Source organism: Falsochrobactrum ovis (assembly GCF_003259955.1).
Taxonomy (GTDB): domain Bacteria; phylum Pseudomonadota; class Alphaproteobacteria; order Rhizobiales; family Rhizobiaceae; genus Brucella; species Brucella ovis_A.
Map to the genome: position 1 here is coordinate 50,119 of NZ_QLMK01000003.1, position 20,835 is coordinate 70,953.

The following is a 20,835-nucleotide window of genomic DNA, read 5'->3' on the forward strand; positions in this document are numbered from 1 at the left end:
ATTCATAGTTTCGATCCGGTTTGGAACGAATAAATAAACTCAATCCATCAGCCATCTAACAGGGTAACGGCGATTTTTTCGGCTTGATTTCGAATGTCGGGTATAGCAGTTACCTCCCAAAACACCCCTTTTGTTATCGGCCCGAGAGCAAAGACCTTTCCCGCTACATTTCCATGTTGATCAACTATTTCTAAACGGTCGGTAACATCTAAGCCGAGATCACAACTATCGGGTCTTGCCAATCCGCGCTCCATCAAACTGATAAGTGCTGGATTGCGGGTCGTTGAAAAACGCGGATTACCGCCGCGACAATCAATAATATTTCCCACCGAAATTTCTTCCGGATTATTGTGCCGTCGCTTTCTATAAGTGATGCGGATATTGGTCTTTTCTTTACGAACGGAAATCAGTTGCGCAGCAAGAAGCTGCAATTGTCCCGAGTGTCGCGCCGCCGCGATGCGATCGAAAATTTCCGGTGCCATCCTGTGGCGGTGTACATCCCACCAGGGGCGCAAATGCCGCAAAAAGCTTGCCCTTTGCGATGGACTTAAACCCGCCCAGATATGCTGGGTATGCGGTCGCAATCCATCAATCACGCTGCGCCAATCATCGTGCTTTCGCATCATGTTGCGAAGGAATTTTAGCAGGCCGATGGCCCCGTCATGCATTGGCAACGCGTCGCGGTTTATTTCGACAGAATGAGATGTTTTATGCGAAGCGGGCAGCAATCCTCGCCTGGAAATTGCATAAATCTTGCCTGTAAAACCGCTATCAAGCAACGAGATCACGCTATCGACCATGGAAAGACCAGTACCGAAAATTGCAACCGGCTGGTCGTCCGCAAGGTCAAAATACCCGTTGCTAGACCAATATTCAGTGACATGCTCGGTGCTAGTCCGGATCGCCGTTTCATTACCTGTAGCGATTATGAGTGCATCGGCGGAATATATTTGACCCGTTGCACTGGTCACCTCGGGCTTTCCTTGGATGAAATCAATATCCACCGCTTCTGAAGTTTCGACGACTATTCGCGCCGGACATTCAGTAAGATAAGGCGCCAGTAAATTCTGCAAATATGTTCGATACATGCAGCGAGGAGCAAATGACTGGGGAAGCCAAGCTTCGTTTTCGGTTGGCTGGTTTTGCTTGCGAAGCCAGTCAACAAAATCGTCTGGCTTGTCAGGAAAAGCGCTCATATTACTGGCGCGTACATTCAACAAATGACGCGGATTTTCTGTTGAATAGGCAATGCCTTGCCCTAACTCGCCGGAACTTTCAAAAATACGAACCCGTGCGCTGTCGGATCTTCTGAGCAATTGAGCGGCTACCAGCACTCCGCTCGCACCGCCACCGATAATTATAAATGATTTCAAACTAGCTTGAGCCCCTCTCTATCCCAATTCAGGGCAACCCTGTATCGCAGCAATTCATATCGCATTTTCTTCTGGCCTTGCTCTAATTGAAAAATTAGGAAATCACAATTTATTGACAGTGTGTCACGCAAAATGAGTTGGATTGTTAAAATTAAATACAATACCTATCTCTTAAATCATTGTGAAAATCTCTCCCAACTTGTGGCATGTAATTGCCTATTAGGATTAAAAATGAGCGACAACATTATAGAATTTCTCAAGAAACGGCGTACTCAATACGCGCTCGGCAAGAAGCTCCCACTGTCCGAAGAAAAAACTGTCAAGCTTATTCAAGACGCAATCAAACACGCACCGTCTTCGTTCAACTCGCAAAGCTCACGTGCCGTCATTCTTTTCGGTGCCCAGAGCGAAAAACTTTGGAATATTGTTAGAGAAGAACTGCGGAAAATCGTGCCAGCAGATGATTTTGCTTCGACTGACGCTAAGATCAATGGTTTTGCTGCAGGTGCGGGCACAGTCCTGTTTTTTGAAGATCAGGAAGTGGTTAAAAATCTACAAGAACAATTTCCACTTTATGCTGACAATTTCCCGGTTTTCTCAGAACAATCCGGCGGAATGGCGCAGTATGCGGTTTGGCTGGCGCTGGCTCATGCCGGTATCGGAGCGAGCCTACAACATTATAACCCATTGATTGACGCACAAACGGCAGCGGAATGGGATATCCCGTCTTCTTGGTTGCTTCGCGCTCAGATGCCGTTCGGCTCAAACGAACAACCCTTCCCAGAGAAGGATTTCATGGAAGACGCAGCGCGGTTCAAAGTTTTCTCTTAACCGAACTCTCTTGCGAAAACGAATATTTCGATCTGCTAGGCCGGGCCCTTATTGGGTCCGGCTTTATTGATTAAACAGCGCTATTTCTCGTTCATTTAGGACGATGTGTTTTCACCTGATTAGGATCGGTGTCTATATAGGCTGCGCCTATCAGATCCAGGCAATAGGGTATTGCGGGAAACACGGCCTGCAATGTCATGGCGATGGATGCAGGTTTACCCGGAAGGTTCAAAATAAAGCTTTTACCGCGAATGCCAGCGGTCTGGCGCGATAAAATAGCGGTTGGGGTCTGTTTCAAACTTTCAGAGCGCATCAATTCTCCAAACCCGGGCAGTTCTTTGTGCAATATTGCTTGCATCGCTTCGGGTGTCTGATCACTCGGGGATGGCCCGGTTCCACCTGTCGTCAAAACCAAATCACACCCTACTTCGTCGCACAGCTCTATAAGCGTACGCTGAACTGATTCAGTTCCATCGGGAATAACGCGCCTTATTATTTCAAACGGTGTGGTGAGAGCGTTTCTGAGCCAGTTTTCAATGGCAGGTCCGCTCAAATCCTCATACTCACCTTTTGATGCGCGATCTGAAATGGTAACGACGCCAATATTCAATGCATACTCCTCTTCCAACGGTCGGATAACGGTCTTTATGTGATAGGCCTATAAAGTATAAGGAGCAATGTTTGCCTTTCGAGCCAATACCGGTCAAAACGGTAAAATGCGAGGTGAAGTTTCTTAATGGCTAAATTAGTGACTTATTAATCTCATCGAAACTATGCTATAAGAAACAATCTTTCGCGTTTAACTTGGGCGCTGTTTAAGCGTCCCTTCATATGTGTTTCGGATCAATGCCTTTTTCGCGTGACTATTATTTCAAGAGATTTACCGCGGTTGAATTGCATCAGCTTCAAAGCGCATATCTCATGGCGTGCAAATTAGTGGGCCGCTGTTCCGTTACAACGCCGCACAAAGATGAAATGGCGCGCGAAATTATCCAGATTTACGAATGTGGGGTCACAGGGCCCGAAAAAATTGCTCAATTGATGCTTAAAGTCGAAAGTGTAAAACCAAAAAAAGTGGTCGATCTAGAATTTCAGCAGGGATTTATTCGTCCGGTAAAGGCGAATGATCTTTAACCAAGGCAGAATACCTCTCTCTTAAGAGTTTCGTAAACTTTAGATTCAGCTTTTCCCGCTATTCTTATGCTGCAATCTGTATGCGGCAGTATTGCGCGTACTGGCAGTGAAAGTGTCAGCCTATTGGCGCTTTTCTACCTAAATTTGGGTGCGGGTATTATGCGTTTTCTGATTGTCTCTACAATTTCGTTGGCGTTGGCCGCACTTGCTGGATGCACATCAACTACTAGCATCGAAAGTATTATGGCGCAGCCATCTCCTGAAACGACGGGGTCGATCATGCGACCTTTGCCGCCAGCTCCTTTGGTCACCGCTGATGCTGAAACTTTGGAAGTAAAGCAGACGAAACAGGAAATTCTAGCTTGGGCCGGTCCCATTCCGGAAGCTCCGCAGCCGCAAACGGCACTGAATGCGCCTAAACCGGAAATGCGTCCGGTTCAGCAGGCGGCACTTCATGTTCCACGCCCTCAAACCGCACCATCGTCCAAGACTTCCCGGGTAACCTTGACCCGCCCTAAAGTTTACACACAGCGATTTCGTGATGCAAAACCAATTAATTTCGGACGTTCCTCACCGAAAAAACATGCAGTCCACGGCGTGGATGTTTCGCGATGGCAAGGCAATATAGATTGGCACACTTTACGCAAACAGGGTGCTAATTTTGCTTATATTAAAGCTACCGATGGTGGCGACCACCTTGACCCCATGTTTCATAAAAACTGGCGACGAGCCAAAGAAGCCGGGATAAAACGCGGAGCGTATCATTTCTTTTATTGGTGCCGCGTTGCGAGCGAACAGGCAGACTGGTTTATTCGCAACGTGCCAAAGGATCCCGACGCATTGCCACCCGTCATCGATGTTGAGTGGAACGGCGACTCTGCCTGCAAGCGGCGTCCCTCACGTGCTGTAGTGCTGGAAAAGATGCAAGTCTTTATGGATAAGCTTGAGCGCCATTACGGAAAACGTCCGATCATTTACACGGCGCCCGACTTCTATGCGGATAATCTGAAAGGAGCCTTTAAAGATTATCCATTCTGGTTACGCGCCGTAGCGCAACATCCATCGAAAGTCTATCCGGGCCGGCCTTGGGTGTTCTGGCAATATTCCGGGTCCGGCCTATCGCAGGGAGTGAATGAGAAAATCGATCTCAACGTGTTTCATGGCACTGAAAAAGAATGGCATGCATGGTTGCAAAAACATGCAACCTAGTTTTGTCCGAAAACGTTAAGAGGATATCCAGCGCGCTCGCGATATATTTCATTTGTTCACATTTGCACTAAATATGTTGCGCTCTGAGTAACAGGCTGTTACAATTTGTTATACATTCTAGACTTTAGGATCGAATGCTTAATATCGCGGTCCAAGGAGGTAGAAATGAGCGACATCACCAGAACAGCAATCATCTACGGAATGATGATTATTTCGCTGAATACAGCGCTGGCAATAGGTCTCCTCGGGCTGGAATTCCTTCCCTGATGATCAATGAGATTACCTGCCCTCCAGGCAAACATGAAAGAGCGTTCCAGTAAGCCGGAACGCTCTTTTCTTATTTTATATGCTGGTCTTATTTATATTCTCGCTTTGGAAAGCTGGCCTATCAACTTTAATCCTTCCGGCCATCCCATTAGGCAAACTCTCGCGTATTAGCGTATACGCGCCTGAGTGCTTGGATCAAAGAAGACCGATTTATCAAGATTGAAAGCCAAACGTGCTGTCTGACCGGAAACAATACGTGCATCGGCTCTAAGACGGGCCACGACCTGTTTTCCACCCAGCCTTGTCACCGCAAATGTGTCCGACCCGGCGGGCTCTACCACATCGATAAGGCAATCGCCCTCTATAATGGAGGTAGCATTGCGGTCAACGCCGTCGGGGTCGGTCAGAGATTCAGGACGTATACCGAATATAACGTCTTTACCGACAAAATTATTCAGCCCTTCGGGTGCATCGCGAAGAGGAATTCGGAGCGGTTCATTGTCTCCGCGTTCAACTAACACGCTGATTTCCGCTGCGTTTTTCTCAATTTTAGCATTGAGGAGGTTCATCGCCGGTGAACCCATAAAATCTGCAACGAACATATTGGCAGGGTTGTTATAAATTTCCGCTGGAGTTCCGAATTGTTGCAGAATACCATCTTTTAGAACAGCGATTTTCGTCGCCAGCGTCATTGCTTCAATCTGGTCATGAGTCACATAAACGATCGTGGTTTTCATGCGATCATGCAGACGCTTTATCTCTGTGCGCATATCCACGCGCAATTTTGCGTCAAGATTGGATAGCGGCTCATCAAACAGAAATACTTGCGGATTACGGACAAGTGCTCGGCCCATCGCAACGCGTTGTCGTTGTCCACCAGAAAGCTGACTGGGTTTACGATCAAGCAAATGACTGATCTGAAGAATATTAGCCACTTCATTGATCGCTTTTTCGCGCTCGGCTTTCGGCACTTTGCGGATTTCCATACCGAACGCTATATTTCCCGCAACTGTCATGTTGGGATAAAGCGCATAGGACTGAAAAACCATCGCAATATCACGTTGGGACGGATGCAGACCTGCAATAGATTTGTCATTAATCGAAATATCGCCCGATGTGATCGGCTCTAACCCCGCAATCGTATTGAGCAAGGTAGATTTACCACAGCCGGAAGGCCCGACGAGAACCAGAAACCCTCCCTCGTCAATTTCGATATTAATGTCCTTGAGAACTTCAACACTGCCGTAAGATTTGTACAGATTTTCAATTTTCAGAAATGACATGGCTTATCCTTTGACAGCGCCCGACATCAGTCCGCGCACAAAGTAGCGTCCTGACACGATGTAGACGATCAGCGTTGGAAGAGCGGCAAGAATAGCTCCGGCAAAATGCACGTTATATTCTTTAACGCCGGTCGATGAGGAAACGAGGTTGTTGAGCGCCACCGTCATCGGTGTCGAGTGAGCGCCAGCAAAGGACGCACCAAAAAGGAAGTCATTCCAAATATTGGTGAATTGCCAGATCACTGAAACCACAATGATTGGCCCCGACGATGGCAGGAGAATGCGCCAGAAAATCTGGAAAAAACGAGCGCCATCAATCTGAGCAGCTTTGACCAGCTCGGTGGGGAATGCCTCGTAATAGTTGCGGAAATAAAGCGTCGTGAAGCCGATGCCATAAACCACATGAACAAGGATCAGCCCCCAGATGGAACCGGCAATTCCCAAAAAGCCCAATACTCTCGCCATCGGAATTAGAACGATCTGAAATGGAATAAAACAAGATAAAAGCAGCATTCCGAAAAAAATATTCGCACCCGGAAAGCGCCATTTGGTGAGCACATAACCGTTAAGTGCTCCAAGGATCGTAGAAATGAAAACCGCTGGCACCACCATCAAGATGGAATTGATAAAGAAGGGTTTAAGTCCGGTTGGCTGCACGCCGATCTGTGCAGTAGACCACGCCGAAAGCCATGGTTCAATCGTCCATTGCTGCGGAAAACTTAACATTCCGCCCTGCCGGATCTCATCCAAAGGCTTGAATGAGTTTACTAACATCACATAAAGCGGCAGCAGATAATAGATCGCGAAAAGCAAGAGCGAGGCATAGATCAATGCACGTGTCAGCTTGCCGCTATTGATTGCATTTTGTTGCGATTGGGCACTCATGAACGTGACCCTCCGCGAATTTCTGTATAAAGATAAGGAATGATGATTGAGAAGATCATCACCAACATGATGATCGCTGATGATGCACCGATGCCCATCTGATTTCGCGTGAACGTATAGGAATACATAAAGGTAGCGGGCAATTCAGTTGCCTGGCCCGGTCCACCGCCAGTCAAAGCCACGACCAGATCATAGGCCTTGATTGCAAGGTGAGCCAGCACCACGAAGGCAGAAAGAAAAACCGGTCGCATGAGCGGAATTATGATGCGACGATAAATTGTTACCGTCGAGGCACCATCAATCTGTGCTGCCTTGATGATCTCATTATCGACCCCGCGTAGCCCTGCAAGAAACATGGCCATAACAAAGCCGGAAGATTGCCACACCGCCGCAATCACCAGGCAATAAATCGCCATTGTATTGCTTTTGATCCAGTTGAAGCTGAAACTTTCCCAGCCCCACACATGCATTGTATGCTCAAGGCCGATGCCAGGATCGAGAAACCATTTCCATGCTGTTCCTGTGACTATAAAGGACAGCGCCATGGGATAGAGATAGATCGGCCGCAGGAAACCTTCGCCTCGGATTTTTTGATCTAACAATATGGCCAGAAATAACCCAATCACTGAACAGATTATTATATAAAGTGACGCAAAAATGGCGAGATTGGTAATCGCACGCCACCAGTGAGGCAGTGCCCAGAGTTTCTCATAATTGGCCAGCCCCACATATCCGTAGGATGGCAACATGCGGCTGTTGGTCAGTGAAAGAACACCAGTATAAACGATAAATCCATAAACAAATATGAGTACGATAAGAAAACTTGGTGCGAGAACCAGCTTCGGGATCAGTTCCTGTAGTCGACTATTACGCTGCATTTGCGCCATCCTGTCTATACTGCCAGTGCAGGCTTGTCCGATGTTCGTTCTGGCAACAATTGGCCTTCGCTCTTAGGACAACCATCGCATTGAGGCTCAGAAAGCTTTGACAACGCTGTCAGTCGCGTTCACTTCATTCGAAAGATGCGAGGGCATCATACTTAAGAGCAGAAAAACGAACAATTTAATCATTGAGGCGCTTAGGCTATAAACCTAAGCGCCTTTAGTATTATTGGGCTGCAGCTACTGCCGCGACCAGCTCTTCCACTGCTTCTTCCGAAGTCAGTTGGCCATTAAACTGCCTCGTCACAACATCGTAGATCGCGTTCTTAACCGATGCTGGGTTTGCATATCCGTGGCCCATGGAGCCAAGCATAGTACCCTTCTCATTGGCTTCTTTGACGTCAGCAATTGCTTTCTTGCCGCAATCATCAAAATCCGTGTCAGGAACATCGGTACGAGCCGGGGCGGAACCCTTGACCACGTTAAAGGCCGACTGGAACGCAGGGCTTTCGATTGCCGAGGCCATCTCAAGCTGTGCGGGCACATTTTCTTCAGAGACCTTAAACATCGCAAAGACGTCAGCATTATAGGTCACTGCACCCTGGGTCTCGGGATAGCGAGCGCATACAAAGTCGGTTCCCGGCTTCTTTTCAGCCTTAATGAACTCACCCTTTGCCCAGTCGCCCATAAATTGCACGCCCGCCTGACCTTCGATCACCATCGCGGAAGCCAGATTCCAGTCGCGCCCAGAAAAGTTATCATCAACATAGGTGCGAAGCTTTGCCATACGATCAAATGCTTGTTTCATCGTATCGCTTCCAAGTGCTTCCGGATCGAGATCGATAAAAGCCTTTTTGTAGAAATCAGTCCCAAAAGAGAGCACGACTGCATCAAATACTGTCGCATCCTGCCATGGCTGACCACCATGAGCGATCGGAGTGATGCCCTGCTCTCTGAAATTATCGAGCATTGCAATCAGTTCGTCCCAATTGGTTGGAACCTTACCACCAGCTTTGTCGAGCGCTTCTTTGTTAATCCACATCCAGTTCGTCGTGTGGATATTCACAGGCGCAGCGACCCAATGACCGTCATATTTTGCAAATTCTTGCAATGGAGTTGGAATTACTTTGTCCCAACCTTCCTTATTTGCGACCTCATCCAGATTGCCGAGAACACCCTGTTCGGCCCAATCAAGAATATCAAAACCCAACATTTGAACAGCTGTTGGCGCATTGCCTGCAGTGACGCGGGCACGCAGAACGGTCATTGCCTCGGTGCCGCCTCCGCCAGCAACTGGCATATCCGTCCAGGTGATACCCTTGGATTCAAGGTCTTTTTTCAGAACGTCAAGTGCAGCGGCTTCACCACCGGCCGTCCACCAATGCAAAACTTCAACATTTTGCTGTTCTTGCGCATGGGCAGCCGGTGCCATCATGGCCAGCATTGCACAAGCGGCCGTACCCGTCGCAGCCCGTTTCAAAAACTTACGCATATCTACCTCCCGTAGAACAAAATAACCCGGACTTCTCGGCATTGCTGCCAATATTCCTATCGAAAACAGCGCAGCATTAGGACGGATATTTTGCGTATATCTTACGCAAAACATTCCAGTCTCTGCAGCTTATGGGAGAAATTCCCCCTGCAATCCTTCATTACTCTTTCGATATCCTCCCCGAAGGCAATGTCAGCGCTAATCTCCTTTTTAGCCCTAACCGCCCGTTGACAACGTTGTCTTTTCTCTTTGTAAACTGAAATTAGACAAGTTGGCCTATAGGAGGCCCTGAACAGAGTTCAGAGTCAATATGGTCAGAGGCAAAAAACAAAGAAAATTTTAAGTTGCGTTCAGGAGAAATTACCGAGCAGGCAAAAATGACAATAAATAAACAGTGGTTTGAGCTAAAATCATGAGGTTTGTTGTCTCTGACTAAAAGGGTTCACGATTAGGGACAAGTCCAACTTTCGCCTAGACAAAATAAAAAAGAATCCATAACTTGCTACTGTTTTCACAATCCTGTGGAAGCATGTTCTCGGGGCGGGGCGAAATTCCCCACCGGCGGTATGAAGATTTAACTTTGAGCCCGCGAGCGCCTGAATAGAGCCATTCGCTCTTGTCTTCAGGGTCAGCAGATCCGGTGAAATGCCGGAGCCGACGGTTATAGTCCGGATGGAAGAGAGCAAATAGACGTATGATGCCTTTTCGGAGGCTTCGTTCGTTTCTTTGTGCGCCCTGATTCTAGTTTCTTTGAGGAACCTATGAACCAGAGCTATCCGAACAAGAATACAAGCTTTAAAATCGCATTCATTCAAGCGCGTTGGCACGCCGATATCGTAGACGAGGCTCGCAAAAGCTTTATCGATGAAATCAAGGCGCAAGCGGCAAACAACGTAGAAGTTGACGTTTTCGACGTTCCCGGCGCCTATGAAATTCCCCTACACGCCAAAACCTTAGCTAAAACAGGCAAGTATGCGGCCATAGTGGGCGCTGCCTTTGTCGTTGATGGCGGAATTTACCGACATGATTTTGTCGCTTCGGCTGTTATAAATGGCATGATGCAAGTTCAGCTTGAAACAGAAGTGCCTGTTTTGAGTGTTTCACTCACGCCACATCATTTTCACGATTCTAAAGAGCACCGCGATTTCTTTTTCGCCCATTTCAAAGTGAAAGGTGTCGAGGCAGCCCATGCAGCGATGCAGATCTTAAGTGAGCGCAGCCGTATCACGACTATGGCCTAACTATCAGAAAAGCTAGTGCTTTAGCCGAAATTTATACGGTGGGGATGGGTGTAAACGTCAAACTCGTCCCCCCGCACAAGGGCAACAAGCGTAAGATTTGCCTGCTCCGCAGTTCGGATTGCCAACGCCGTGGGAGCAGAAATTGCTGCGAGAACTGGTATCCCCAACATCGCAGATTTTTGCACCAATTCCACTGAGACCCTACTGGTGATTGCGACCAATCCGCTGTCCGCTGCTTGGTTGGCTCGAGCCAACGCTCCAATCAGCTTATCCAGTGCATTATGTCGACCGACATCTTCACGGGCTGCCACCAATCCCTCGCCGGGCACATAAAAACCTGCCGCATGAACGGCTCGGGTCAATGCATTAATTTGCTGTTGTTTCGCCAGTTCTCTCATGGCGCTGCTGATCGTATCGGCATTGATGGAGCCAGTATCCACGGATAATTTAGGCAGCGCACGTGATACCTGCTGGAGAGATTCTATCCCGCACAATCCGCATCCAACGGGTCCCGCCATAAATCTCCGTCGATCAGACAAGTGTTTATGATGTTCATCTGAAATCCAAAGCTGAACGTCGATACCGTTGTCATAGGTTTCAATATTGATTGAATGAATATCCGATAGTTGAGAGATAATACCCTCAGTTAAGCTAAAACCAACGCCCAGATCTTCCAAATCTGTTGGCGTGGACATCATGACGGCATGGCTTGAGCCATTATAGCTGATCGCTATCGGTGTTTCTTCCGGCACATCCCGGTAATCGTTTTCACACGCTCCCTTACGAAAGGCGAAGTGCTTAACTGACTGAACGGCGTTTGTTCGCCCTCCCTCACCCATCAATTCCTCCTCTGCTATTGGACTAATTTCATGTGGCATGAAATATGCAAATATGTAAGGTGCCATAAGTTGAGATGCACGATCTAACTAAAAGAGGAAGTGATGGAAATCCGACAGATCAATGAAACTTTCGCAGTGACTGGCCAACTCGACCCCGATGACATTCGCGATATCGCGGCTGAAGGCTTTACCGCAATCATTTGCAATCGCCCCGACGGCGAAGGCGGACCAGAGCAACCTATCTTTGCAGATATAGCCAAAGTGGCCGAAAAGGCCGGTATAAAGGCTTTTTACGTTCCGGTCGTTGGCGGACAACTGACGCAACAAGATGTTGATGCCATGGCTTCGGCTTTGGATGAGGCAGAAGGCAAAGTTCTAGCCTATTGTCGGTCGGGCACGCGCTCTACAAATATTTATGGAATTGTACAACAGCAAAAGTCCGAATGAAAAACGAGCGTAAGCTGCGAGGACGACAGATCCGTGATGGCATGATCATTGTCTTTGCGAACATTCGCTTACCGTCCTGAATATCTTGTGCGACGCCCCGAGACAGGACGACTATGCAATTGGTGGGTGGAGTATTGTCTATAATAGCCCAATCCGGTGCGCAGAATGGTAGCCATAACGCCACCACCTACCATGAGCCAGCCAATGACATGCGGCCAGATAAACTCCACACCACTGCTTAGCGCGATGATCAGAACACCCGCCCATAGGATAATTGCCGTGCGGCGCCAATATACGGGGTTGTTTTCATCGAAAACTGCTTTCCACAAAGACATAACCAAGCAAGCAAAAAAAACTGCTGCTGCCAGGCCAATGTTAAGCAACTCGACAGGTAGCCATGGTTGCGTATCCAGCATTATTTCCATCCAGTTCGTCGTGCACCACCCACCGATGAGGGCAGCATGTTTCATTGCAGCCATTGGGCTTAAGCTTTATGGCGGCAACGTGTTAGAAGCACGGAAGCGAGACGAAAATACAGTCACATATTATTGCGCTCACGGTACATAACGTGTTGAAATCATTGGCTATCAAGCGGCTTCTTTCGTGCATCATCCAAATCAGGGGCTTGCACGCAAATTTCAAAACCAATTTAGCGCATTATCTATTTTCTAATTTAAGCGGGCTACGTCTTATTTACCGTGAGAAACTCCCAACCTCCGGCCCACACGGGCAAGGAAAATAATCGGTAATATTCCGACTATCACAATCGCCAAAGCCGCGATTGACGCCTCTTCATAGGTGCCCCTCGCCGCTTCACCATAAAGATGAGTGGAAAAAGTTTCAAAATTCAGTGGTCGCAACAGTAATGTTGCTGGTAGTTCTTTCACGCAATCGACGAAAACGAGAAGGCCGGCTGCAACGATTGCGGTTTTAGACAGCGGCAAATGCAAGGTTCGGAAAGTTTCGGTCACGCTCCGCCCCAACATTCGCGAAGCATGGTCCAAAGATTGCGGTATACGCTCAAGACCTGCATCAATCCCCCCCGCCGAAATCGCCAAAAAGCGCACTAAATAGGCATAGATGAGTGCTGCGCCAGATCCGATCAGCAGCAATCCGGTAGTCCACCCAAACAGTTGGGACGCTATCTGGCCGACAATTTGGTCAAAGGCTCCTGCAACGACTAAGACGCCAATTGCAATCACCGTTCCCGGCGCTGCATAGCCCATGATGGATAGACGATAAAACCATCGTGCTAATCCTTTAGGAAATAATCTCAATGCATAGGCAACTAAGATACCGCAAATCAGCACCAAAACCGTTGCGATTGCGGCAAACATAACCGTATTCACCGCCTCTGACGCGAGGCGAGGTGAAATTCCGGCAAAACGAACGCGCTTATAAGCCTCAATCACAAGATAAGATGCGGGCATTGCAAAACCGATAATGATCGGCATTGCACATAGAAGAAATAGTCCAAACGCTTTGAAGCCACGCACTTTAAGCGGATCAAACCCGCGGGAATGCCTGATATTGGTCGAAAAACGTTGTTTGCGCCGCGCCCAACGCTCAATCGATACGAGAACGACCACGATTAATAACAGAACAAGCGCCAATTGAGCTGCCCCTGGCAGATCCGAGCGGGTAATCCACGTCGTATAGATTGAGACTGTAAGTGTCCTCACGCCGAGAAATTCTGCCGCTCCAATATCATTAAGGGTTTCCATGAGCGCAAGACTGATGCCCACCGCAACAGCGGGACGCGCAAGCGGCAGCGCAACCCGCCAAAATATCGCGCCGCGGCTGACGCCAAGCGTTCTCGCCGCGTCGATCAAGCTCGCTGACTGCGTAAGAAACATCGCGCGCGTTGGGATATAAACATAAGGAAAAAGAACAAAGCCCAACAGTATGATACAACCCGCCATTGATCTAATATCGGGAAGTCGAAACTCTCTAGGGCTATCAAACCCTAGCAAAAAGCGAATGGCTCCTTGCACTGGACCAATGGGATGAAGAATATCAAGATAGGCGTATGCAACAATATAGGTTGGGACCGCTAAAGGTAAAAGCAGCGCCCATTCTAGCACTGCACGCCCCCGAAACTCGTAAGCAGTCACCAGCCAAGCTGTGCTTGTGCCGATAATGCCGGTGATCAGCCCCACGCCAATCAGTAAAATGAGCGTGTCGAACAAGGCAGTGGGAAAGATAGTGGCAAACCAATGCCCCCAAAGCCCGGAAGATCCCTGCAATGCTTCAACGCAAAGCGCCAGAACAGGGAGCAGCGCCAGCAGCGCCACGCAGCCAGACAGCAACAACCACCCGCGACCTGAAAGTGCACGTGGACGGCGAGGTTTACCCAAGGCTGAATGTGTAACGGGCATATCTGACCCCAAAATAACGCCGATGCAAATCTTCGCACCGGCGTTCTAAGTCAATTAGTGCTGCATTGAAATAGGAAGCAATGATTGCCGCCATTATTTAAAAAATATAAACATCTTCCCAATGCTGCTTTTTAATGTTTCGGGACTTAATTGTCGAAACCAACCTTATCCACAAGTTCGCTAGCCTGCTTGCGATAGGTAACGATTTCCGAAAGCGGAATAGTATCAATCTTCAGCTCACCAAAAGATTCGATGATCGGATCAAGTGTCACCCCGGGCTTGACCGGATATTCGAAATTGGCTTTTGCATAGAGCTGCTGCGCTTCGTCAGAAACCAGATATTCAAGCAGTTTGATTGCTTCATCCTTATTTGGAGCGTGCTTGGCAAGCGCCGCGCCACTGATATTAACTTGCGTGCCGCCGTCTTTGAAAGTGGGCAGGAACACCTTGATCCCCTCGCCCCATGCTTTCTGCTCATCACCGCCTCTGCCTGAGCGCATCAGCCCGACATAGTAAGAATTGGCAACTGCAATATCGCAGATTCCACCAACAATATCCTTGGCGCCATCACGGTCACCACCAGCCGCCTTGCGAGCGAGATTATTCTTCATCCCGGTCAGCCATTCTTCGGCTTTTTCAACGCCATAATGGGCAATATAATCAGCAAACAAGGCTGTATTATAAGGGTGCTGGCCTGAACGAATACAAAGCTTACCCTTCCATTTTGGATCCGACAGATCTTCATAATTGATCTCTTCGACGTCGAGATCTTTGTCTGCGTAGATCACCCGCGCGCGCATTGAAAGCGCGTACCAATGGCCATTCGCATCGCGCAATTGTTCAGGCACGGCTTCATTCAGCGCCTGGGATTCCAGCGGCTGAGTTAGACCTTTTTCCACCAGATCCACGAGATTTCCGGCATCAACCGTCATTAAAATGTCAGCAGGCGATTTATCGCCTTCAGAACTAACGCGCTCTACCAAACCGTCTTTGAGAAAAACCGTGTTGACGGTAGTCCCTGTCTTTTCCTTATAAACATCCAACAGAGGCTGGATCAAACCCGGCTCTCTTGTGGTGTAAATATTGACCTCATTTGCGCTCGCAGCGCCTGAAATTAAAGTCGCAGCCGTGACGGCCAATGCAATACGCGCAAACATGAAGTGGTGCTCCGCAAAGTTTCAGTTTCTCGCCTCAATCGGACTATAGAAAACTGCAATTACACGGTCAATTATAAACATGAGTAAAATAGTCATTATTCAGAAAAAATGAGCGCTTTGCTCCAATCGATCTCAACCGCGAGCTTATCGGCTTCATTTGGCACATATTGTTCGGTTCGCACGCGAAGGCTGGTTGGGATGCCTTCAAGACGCAGCGCCAGCTCTTCGGTCTCTCCCAAAAATATGCGCTGTTCTATCCGCCCGCAAAGACAGGCCGGTATGCGGTTTTCTTGGCAGCTGATCGCAATATCTCGAGGCCGGACATAAACGAATACATCGCCATTTGAGTTCAAATTGCCGGGTGCTTGCAGTGAGCCCAGAGGCGTACGCAGGGTCGAACCATCCACTTCACCCGATATAATATTGAAATCACAAAAGAAATCCGCCGCATATCGACATCTTGGACGGTCATGCAATTCGCGCGGAGTGCCCTGTTGGATAATTTTTCCCGCACGCATTAACACAACGCGGTCACCAATCGACAAAGCTTCTTCTGCTTCATGAGTAACAATAATGACCGGCGTACCTAATGCGCGCAAAAGTGCGACGGTTTCGTTTCGTACTCTGGCGCGCAAGCCGCGGTCGAGATTGGAAAAAGGCTCATCCATCAGCAGCAAATCAGGTTTTGGCGCTAACGCCCTGATCAGGGCGATGCGTTGCTGCTCTCCGCCAGACAACATATGCGGATATCGCTCTGCCATGTGAGCCATACCAACTAGGTCCAAAAGCTCATCCACTCTGGCACGCGCTTCATCCTTGCCAATCTTGCGCAATCCAAAAAGCACGTTTTCGCGAACGGTCAAATGTGGGAATAAGGCATAATCCTGAAATACCACGCCAATATTACGTTTCTCAGGCTCAACAAATTTGGACGGCCCCACAAGCGTCCGATTATCCATGGTCAATGTGCCTTCATCGGGCGAATCAATGCCAGCAATAATGCGTAATAATGAGGTTTTTCCACAGCCCGAATGGCCCACCAAACAAATGATCTCTCCCGGCATGACATCAAGCGAGATGTTGTCGAGAGCTCGAACATTACCAAATTGGCGGCTAATCCCTGTAAGACTCAGTGCTGGCTGAGTCTCAGTTAGCAGATTGGAATTTTTCAGATTGCCTGCGTCCATAAGAAAACCAAGATTACACTTCTCGATCGAACAAAATTATTTCTATGACAGAATATAACAAAAACCAGACCAATTGCATCAAGAATATCTGACTAAAGCTCAAACTGCGATCTTTAGTCCTTTATCCTATTGATCGTTAAGCTATATCGCTTCAATTATTAAACCTTAGAAACCCTCATTCCGCACGCAGGAGACCCATAATGGGACCAACCACCGATAAGGTAGCAAATAGTGACAGACTACCTCAGGAAACTAAAGTAGCGATTATTGGTGGTGGAATTATTGGGGTTTCTACAGCTCTGTTTTTGGCTGAACGCGGAATTCCAGTGGCACTTTTTGAGAAGGGCGAAATTGCTGGCGAACAGTCAAGCCGCAATTGGGGCTGGTGCCGCCGAACCGGGCGCGATACTCGCGAAATGCCGCTGATCGTGGAAAGCATGCGTTTATGGGAAGGCATGAATGAGCGAACTGGTCGAGAGACTGGTTTTCGTATCTGCGGCATCGTTTACGCAGCCGCAAAAGAGCAAGAAGTTGAACGCTATGCTGAGTGGATCAAAATAGCAGCCCAGCATGATATTAAAACCGAATTGCTCAGTTCCCGGCAGATTACAAAGCTTGTACCCGGCCTAACGATTCCATCCGCAGGCGGCATGATAACACCTATGGACGGGCGCGCCGAACCTCAAAAAGCCGTTCCAGCCATGGCCGCGAAAGCACAGGAGCTCGGAGCAAAGATTTTGCAACAATGCGCGGTGCGCGGCATAGAGACTAAAAACGGACGTGTCAGCGCTGTCTTAACAGAAAAAGGCCGGGTTAATTGTGAAGCAATTGTGGTCGCAGGTGGCGCATGGTCGCGATTAATCGTGTCGGACTTTGCCGTCCGCTTGCCCCAGCTCAAGGTCCGATCCTCGGTGTTTCGCACCGCCGCTTTCGATGGCGGAGTGGAACCAGCTATGGCTTTTCCGGGATTTGCTCTTCGGAAACGTTTGGATGGCGGCTACACGATCGCGAGTCTGGGCGATTCAATTGCCGATATAGTACCTGACAGTTTCCGCTTCTTGCGCGATTTCATTCCATCGCTTTCCACCGAATGGCGCTCGTTGCAATTTCGCTTTGGCAAACGCTTTTTTGAAGAAGCGTTCAAATGGAAGTTACGCCTTGCGGACGAGATTTCGATCTTTGAGAAAATCCGGATCCTTGATCCAAAACCGCACCTACCCACCAATGAGAAGGTCTTTGAAGCGTTGAAAAAGGCAATACCCGTCTTTGAAAAGGCCACCGTCGCGCAACATTGGGCCGGTATGATTGATACGATGCCTGATGTGATTCCGGTGATTTCACCATTGCCAGGCGTGGAAGGTTTAATTGTCGCAACGGGTTTTTCTGGTCATGGTTTCGGTATTGGCCCCGGCGCTGGGCGATTAGTTGCAGATATGGTGATGAATGAGTCTCCGCTCGTTGATCCTTCACCCTTCCATATCTCACGTTTTTCCGACGGATCAAAACTGAGGATAGAGAACTGGGGCTAAAGCCGCGAACAATTATTGCGCAGCCTGTCAACTATGCGACATAATCTGTCTTATTAGTCATTCCCTCTTGCCTATTTGTTTTCCGAGGCGTTAAGAAGCGCGCTTTCTCTCCCCTTTCCCCCGCCCGGGGGACTATGAAGATGGATAAACTCATGACCAAAGCGCCAGCGGAAATTCAAAAGGTGAATTCCGTGCGTCGTGTCCTGACCGCAAGCATGATCGGCACGACCATTGAATTTTTTGATTTTTACATTTACGCCACAGCGGCAGTAATCGTATTCCCGCATCTTTTTTTCCGGCAAGCGATGGTAACTCAGCGCTTCTGCAATCGTTTGCGACATTTGCGATTGCCTTTTTTGCTCGCCCCATAGGTGCCGCCCTATTCGGCCATTACGGCGATAAAATCGGACGCAAGGCGACGCTGGTTGCCGCCCTTATGACCATGGGTATTTCCACAGTCGCGATCGGTTTTCTTCCCACTTACGCCTCAATAGGTGTGGCAGCGCCCCTTTTGTTGGCTCTTTGCCGTCTTGGACAAGGTCTTGGACTGGGAGGAGAATGGGGAGGTGCCGTGCTCTTAGCAACGGAGAACGCTCCAGAGGGTAAGAAAAGCTGGTATGGAATGTTTCCGCAGCTTGGCGCGCCCATCGGCTTTATTCTTGCGACCGGCATATTTCTGTTCTTAGCAGAGGTCTTAACCGACGAACAATTTTTCTCATTCGGCTGGCGCATACCATTCTTGGCAAGCGCTGTTCTTGTGGGCGTTGGTCTTTTTATCCGTCTTAGAATATCTGAGACACCTGAGTTCCAGAAAGCCATCGACAAGGCAGAGCGGGTCACAGTTCCCGCTGCAACCCTGTTTCGCGACCATAAGCTTAATCTGTTCTGCGGCACCATTGGTGGCATGGCCACATTCGTGCTTTTCTACATTATGACAGTTTTTTCTTTGGGCTGGGGCACCGGTGCGCTTGGCTATAGCCGCGAAGAGTTTCTTATACTTCAGATGATCGGCGTTTTATTCTTTGCGCTCACCATTCCTTTTGCTGGTCTTATAACTGACCGTTTCGGAATGCGGCCAGTAATGGTGCTCGTAACGCTGGCTATCGGTGCTTATGGTCTCATTATGGCGCCGCTGGTGGCTGCGGGAACTCCAGGTGTGTTGGCATTTCTGATCATTGGTTTTGCCCTGATGGGCATGACTTATGGGCCGATTGGCGCGGTTCTGGCGGCACCATTTCCTACATCGGTGCGTTATACCGGTGCGTCACTGGCCTTCAATCTGGCAGGAATTTTGGGAGCTTCGCTCGCACCTTATATCGCGACCTGGCTGGCCACGCATTATGGCTTCAACTATGTAGGTTATTATATGCTTTTTGCAGCATTAATATCGCTGATTGGCTTCTCATTTGTCTCTTTCAGATACAAAGACTAACCAAACAGAAACCCGCGTCGCCAAGCGGCGTGGGCTTTTGCACTTATTGGCTAAAATATCCCCCATGCACGAAATCGGCCCCGTCCGGTGATTTCTCTGACATTAAGATCGGCGATCAATTTCAATGCGCCCTGCTGGGTGACGCCCAATTCTTTCTCCACCATCTGGCTTGAAACCAGAGGATGACGCATCAGCATTTCGACGAGTTGCGGTAATCTTGAGTTAGACCGACGTCCCTTTAGCTTGCGCTGCATCTGCTCACGGGCGAGCATTAATCTATCATGCTCCTTCATCGCCAATTGTGCATTTTCTTCTATTGCAGAAAGAAAGGTCTCAAGGCGCAATAGCCTATTTTGCGATCGTCTTTCATCGGGTCGTTTGGATCTTAATCCCACACTAATTACCGGCAGGTGATGGGCGGCTATTCCGGCTTGTCGCAAATATGCCGCTGTAAACAACCGTCCAATCCATGCCGACCGTTGCACCACTTCAAGCGAATACCATGCATCATGCATGATTGCAGCGCGCAGAATTGGCGGTAAAGACGCAGTTTTTGAAAAGCAATCTCGCCATTCTTGCAGCCGTGCTTCCTCGTCCCAATCTTCGTCCATTAAGAGGGCTTGCGTGTCAGTATTCACCCGCTTGCGCTTTTCGGCCGCTCCGCCGCTTAGAAGTAAATCGGTGCGGGCCAGTAACGCATCTATATCGTCAAGCAGCGGATCAACTTCATCCTCCAGCCTATCAGAATCGGTGCGGAACTCCTGATTGCTTAACTCAAAATTGCGCCCAAGAAGCTGTTGCATCCCGCTTTGACTTAGCGCCCAGTCGGACTTACGACTGGTTATTTGACGTCGCATCCGCACAACTGCGTGCGCAATCGTGATCGCATGACTAGGCGTGCGATTGTCCATCAAGGCGTCATGCAACACCAGATCTTCCAGATGGACCAAATCGCCTTCAAGCCACACGGATGCGGTTGCATCATGCATGTGCATGCGCTCCAAGAACCCCTCTCGGATCGGCGAGCACGCTAACCGTTCATCCAATCTGGCTAAAGCCGCAGTCGCACTGGCAACCGGCAGGAATAAATGTTCGATTGGCAGCGTATCGAGATCATAAGTCATAAAAGCATAACGCAGACGATTCCGGAAAAAGGCAAACATTAATGCCCCTGCGGGCTGGTCCGTCCGCAGCTTTTAATCCTTTTCAATCTCACAAAAGCTTCAGCACAATAAAAAAGCGGCCCGCAAAGGCCGCCTTTATTGTTTAG

Annotated in this window: 18 protein-coding genes, 1 pseudogene and 1 riboswitch; of the genes and pseudogenes, 7 read left to right on the top strand and 12 right to left on the bottom strand. The window is 48.8% G+C overall.

Annotated elements, in window-relative coordinates; translation table 11 throughout:
* Positions 1-47: 47 nt before the first annotated feature.
* A complete protein-coding gene (locus C7374_RS05905) occupies positions 48-1,373 on the bottom strand; it encodes an FAD/NAD(P)-binding protein (protein ID WP_111574696.1) in 1,326 nt (441 codons plus the stop codon).
* Between the two features lie 231 nt (positions 1,374-1,604).
* Here C7374_RS05905 and C7374_RS05910 point away from each other — a divergent pair, with 231 nt between their 5' ends.
* A complete protein-coding gene (locus C7374_RS05910; RefSeq protein ID WP_111574697.1) occupies positions 1,605-2,204 on the top strand; it encodes a nitroreductase family protein in 600 nt (199 codons plus the stop codon).
* Between the two features lie 91 nt (positions 2,205-2,295).
* Here C7374_RS05910 and mog read toward each other — a convergent pair whose 3' ends face one another.
* Entirely contained in the window at positions 2,296-2,814 is a 519-nt protein-coding gene (gene mog / locus C7374_RS05915; protein ID WP_111574698.1) for a molybdopterin adenylyltransferase, read from the bottom strand.
* Positions 2,815-3,050: 236 nt separating this feature from the next.
* Here mog and C7374_RS05920 point away from each other — a divergent pair, with 236 nt between their 5' ends.
* Complete coding sequence (locus C7374_RS05920; protein ID WP_111574699.1) at positions 3,051-3,338, top strand: hypothetical protein; 288 nt, start codon at positions 3,051-3,053, stop codon at positions 3,336-3,338.
* Between the two features lie 159 nt (positions 3,339-3,497).
* Positions 3,498-4,547, top strand: coding sequence for a glycoside hydrolase family 25 protein (locus C7374_RS05925; protein ID WP_170130222.1), 1,050 nt, complete (start codon positions 3,498-3,500; stop codon positions 4,545-4,547).
* A 434-nt stretch (positions 4,548-4,981) separates the two neighbouring features.
* Here C7374_RS05925 and C7374_RS05930 read toward each other — a convergent pair whose 3' ends face one another.
* The 4 genes from C7374_RS05930 to C7374_RS05945 form a co-directional block, all read right to left on the bottom strand.
* A complete protein-coding gene (locus C7374_RS05930) occupies positions 4,982-6,097 on the bottom strand; it encodes an ABC transporter ATP-binding protein (protein ID WP_111574700.1) in 1,116 nt (371 codons plus the stop codon).
* Positions 6,098-6,100: 3 nt separating this feature from the next.
* The gene (locus C7374_RS05935; RefSeq protein WP_111574701.1) at positions 6,101-6,982 is read right to left on the bottom strand and encodes a carbohydrate ABC transporter permease; all 882 of its coding nucleotides are present in this window, start codon (positions 6,980-6,982) and stop codon (positions 6,101-6,103) included.
* Entirely contained in the window at positions 6,979-7,860 is an 882-nt protein-coding gene (locus tag C7374_RS05940; RefSeq protein ID WP_111574945.1) for a carbohydrate ABC transporter permease, read from the bottom strand. The genes C7374_RS05935 and C7374_RS05940 overlap by 4 nt, the downstream gene beginning before the upstream one ends.
* A 229-nt stretch (positions 7,861-8,089) precedes the next feature.
* The gene (locus C7374_RS05945) at positions 8,090-9,355 is read right to left on the bottom strand and encodes an ABC transporter substrate-binding protein (RefSeq protein ID WP_111574702.1); all 1,266 of its coding nucleotides are present in this window, start codon (positions 9,353-9,355) and stop codon (positions 8,090-8,092) included.
* 527 nt (positions 9,356-9,882) lie between these two features.
* Positions 9,883-10,043, top strand: a riboswitch (FMN riboswitch).
* A 73-nt stretch (positions 10,044-10,116) separates the two neighbouring features.
* Here C7374_RS05945 and C7374_RS05950 point away from each other — a divergent pair.
* A complete protein-coding gene (locus C7374_RS05950) occupies positions 10,117-10,596 on the top strand; it encodes a 6,7-dimethyl-8-ribityllumazine synthase (protein ID WP_111574703.1) in 480 nt (159 codons plus the stop codon).
* A gap of 20 nt (positions 10,597-10,616) precedes the next feature.
* On the opposite strand, the gene fdhD is transcribed toward C7374_RS05950, so the two are convergent.
* Positions 10,617-11,435: a formate dehydrogenase accessory sulfurtransferase FdhD gene (fdhD, locus tag C7374_RS05955; protein WP_111574704.1), complete on the bottom strand. Its 819-nt coding sequence runs from the start codon at positions 11,433-11,435 to the stop codon at positions 10,617-10,619.
* 102 nt (positions 11,436-11,537) lie between these two features.
* On the opposite strand from fdhD, the gene C7374_RS05960 reads away from it, so the two are divergent.
* The gene (locus C7374_RS05960) at positions 11,538-11,882 is read left to right on the top strand and encodes a protein tyrosine phosphatase family protein (protein ID WP_111574705.1); all 345 of its coding nucleotides are present in this window, start codon (positions 11,538-11,540) and stop codon (positions 11,880-11,882) included.
* 68 nt (positions 11,883-11,950) lie between these two features.
* On the opposite strand, the gene C7374_RS05965 is transcribed toward C7374_RS05960, so the two are convergent.
* The 4 genes from C7374_RS05965 to C7374_RS05980 form a co-directional block, all read right to left on the bottom strand.
* Positions 11,951-12,352, bottom strand: coding sequence for a hypothetical protein (locus C7374_RS05965; RefSeq protein WP_210205090.1), 402 nt, complete (start codon positions 12,350-12,352; stop codon positions 11,951-11,953).
* A 219-nt stretch (positions 12,353-12,571) separates the two neighbouring features.
* A complete protein-coding gene (locus C7374_RS05970) occupies positions 12,572-14,260 on the bottom strand; it encodes an ABC transporter permease (RefSeq protein WP_111574707.1) in 1,689 nt (562 codons plus the stop codon).
* 146 nt (positions 14,261-14,406) lie between these two features.
* Complete coding sequence (locus C7374_RS05975; RefSeq protein ID WP_111574708.1) at positions 14,407-15,417, bottom strand: Fe(3+) ABC transporter substrate-binding protein; 1,011 nt, start codon at positions 15,415-15,417, stop codon at positions 14,407-14,409.
* Positions 15,418-15,512: 95 nt separating this feature from the next.
* Positions 15,513-16,604 (bottom strand): ABC transporter ATP-binding protein, encoded by a 1,092-nt coding sequence (locus C7374_RS05980; protein ID WP_111574709.1) that lies wholly within the window; start codon positions 16,602-16,604, stop codon positions 15,513-15,515.
* Positions 16,605-16,804: 200 nt separating this feature from the next.
* Between C7374_RS05980 and C7374_RS05985 the strand changes: the two genes are divergently transcribed.
* Both C7374_RS05985 and C7374_RS05990 read left to right on the top strand, forming a co-directional pair.
* Positions 16,805-18,133 carry an NAD(P)/FAD-dependent oxidoreductase gene (locus C7374_RS05985; protein ID WP_111574710.1) on the top strand — a complete coding sequence of 443 codons (1,329 nt, stop codon included), beginning with the start codon at positions 16,805-16,807 and terminating at the stop codon, positions 18,131-18,133.
* A gap of 134 nt (positions 18,134-18,267) precedes the next feature.
* Positions 18,268-19,565 (top strand): annotated as a pseudogene (locus C7374_RS05990) (MFS transporter).
* 50 nt (positions 19,566-19,615) lie between these two features.
* On the opposite strand, the gene C7374_RS05995 reads toward C7374_RS05990, so the two are convergent.
* On the bottom strand, positions 19,616-20,689 hold the full coding sequence (locus C7374_RS05995; protein WP_111574946.1) for an RHE_PE00001 family protein: 1,074 nt from the start codon (positions 20,687-20,689) through the stop codon (positions 19,616-19,618).
* Positions 20,690-20,835 lie beyond the last annotated feature (146 nt).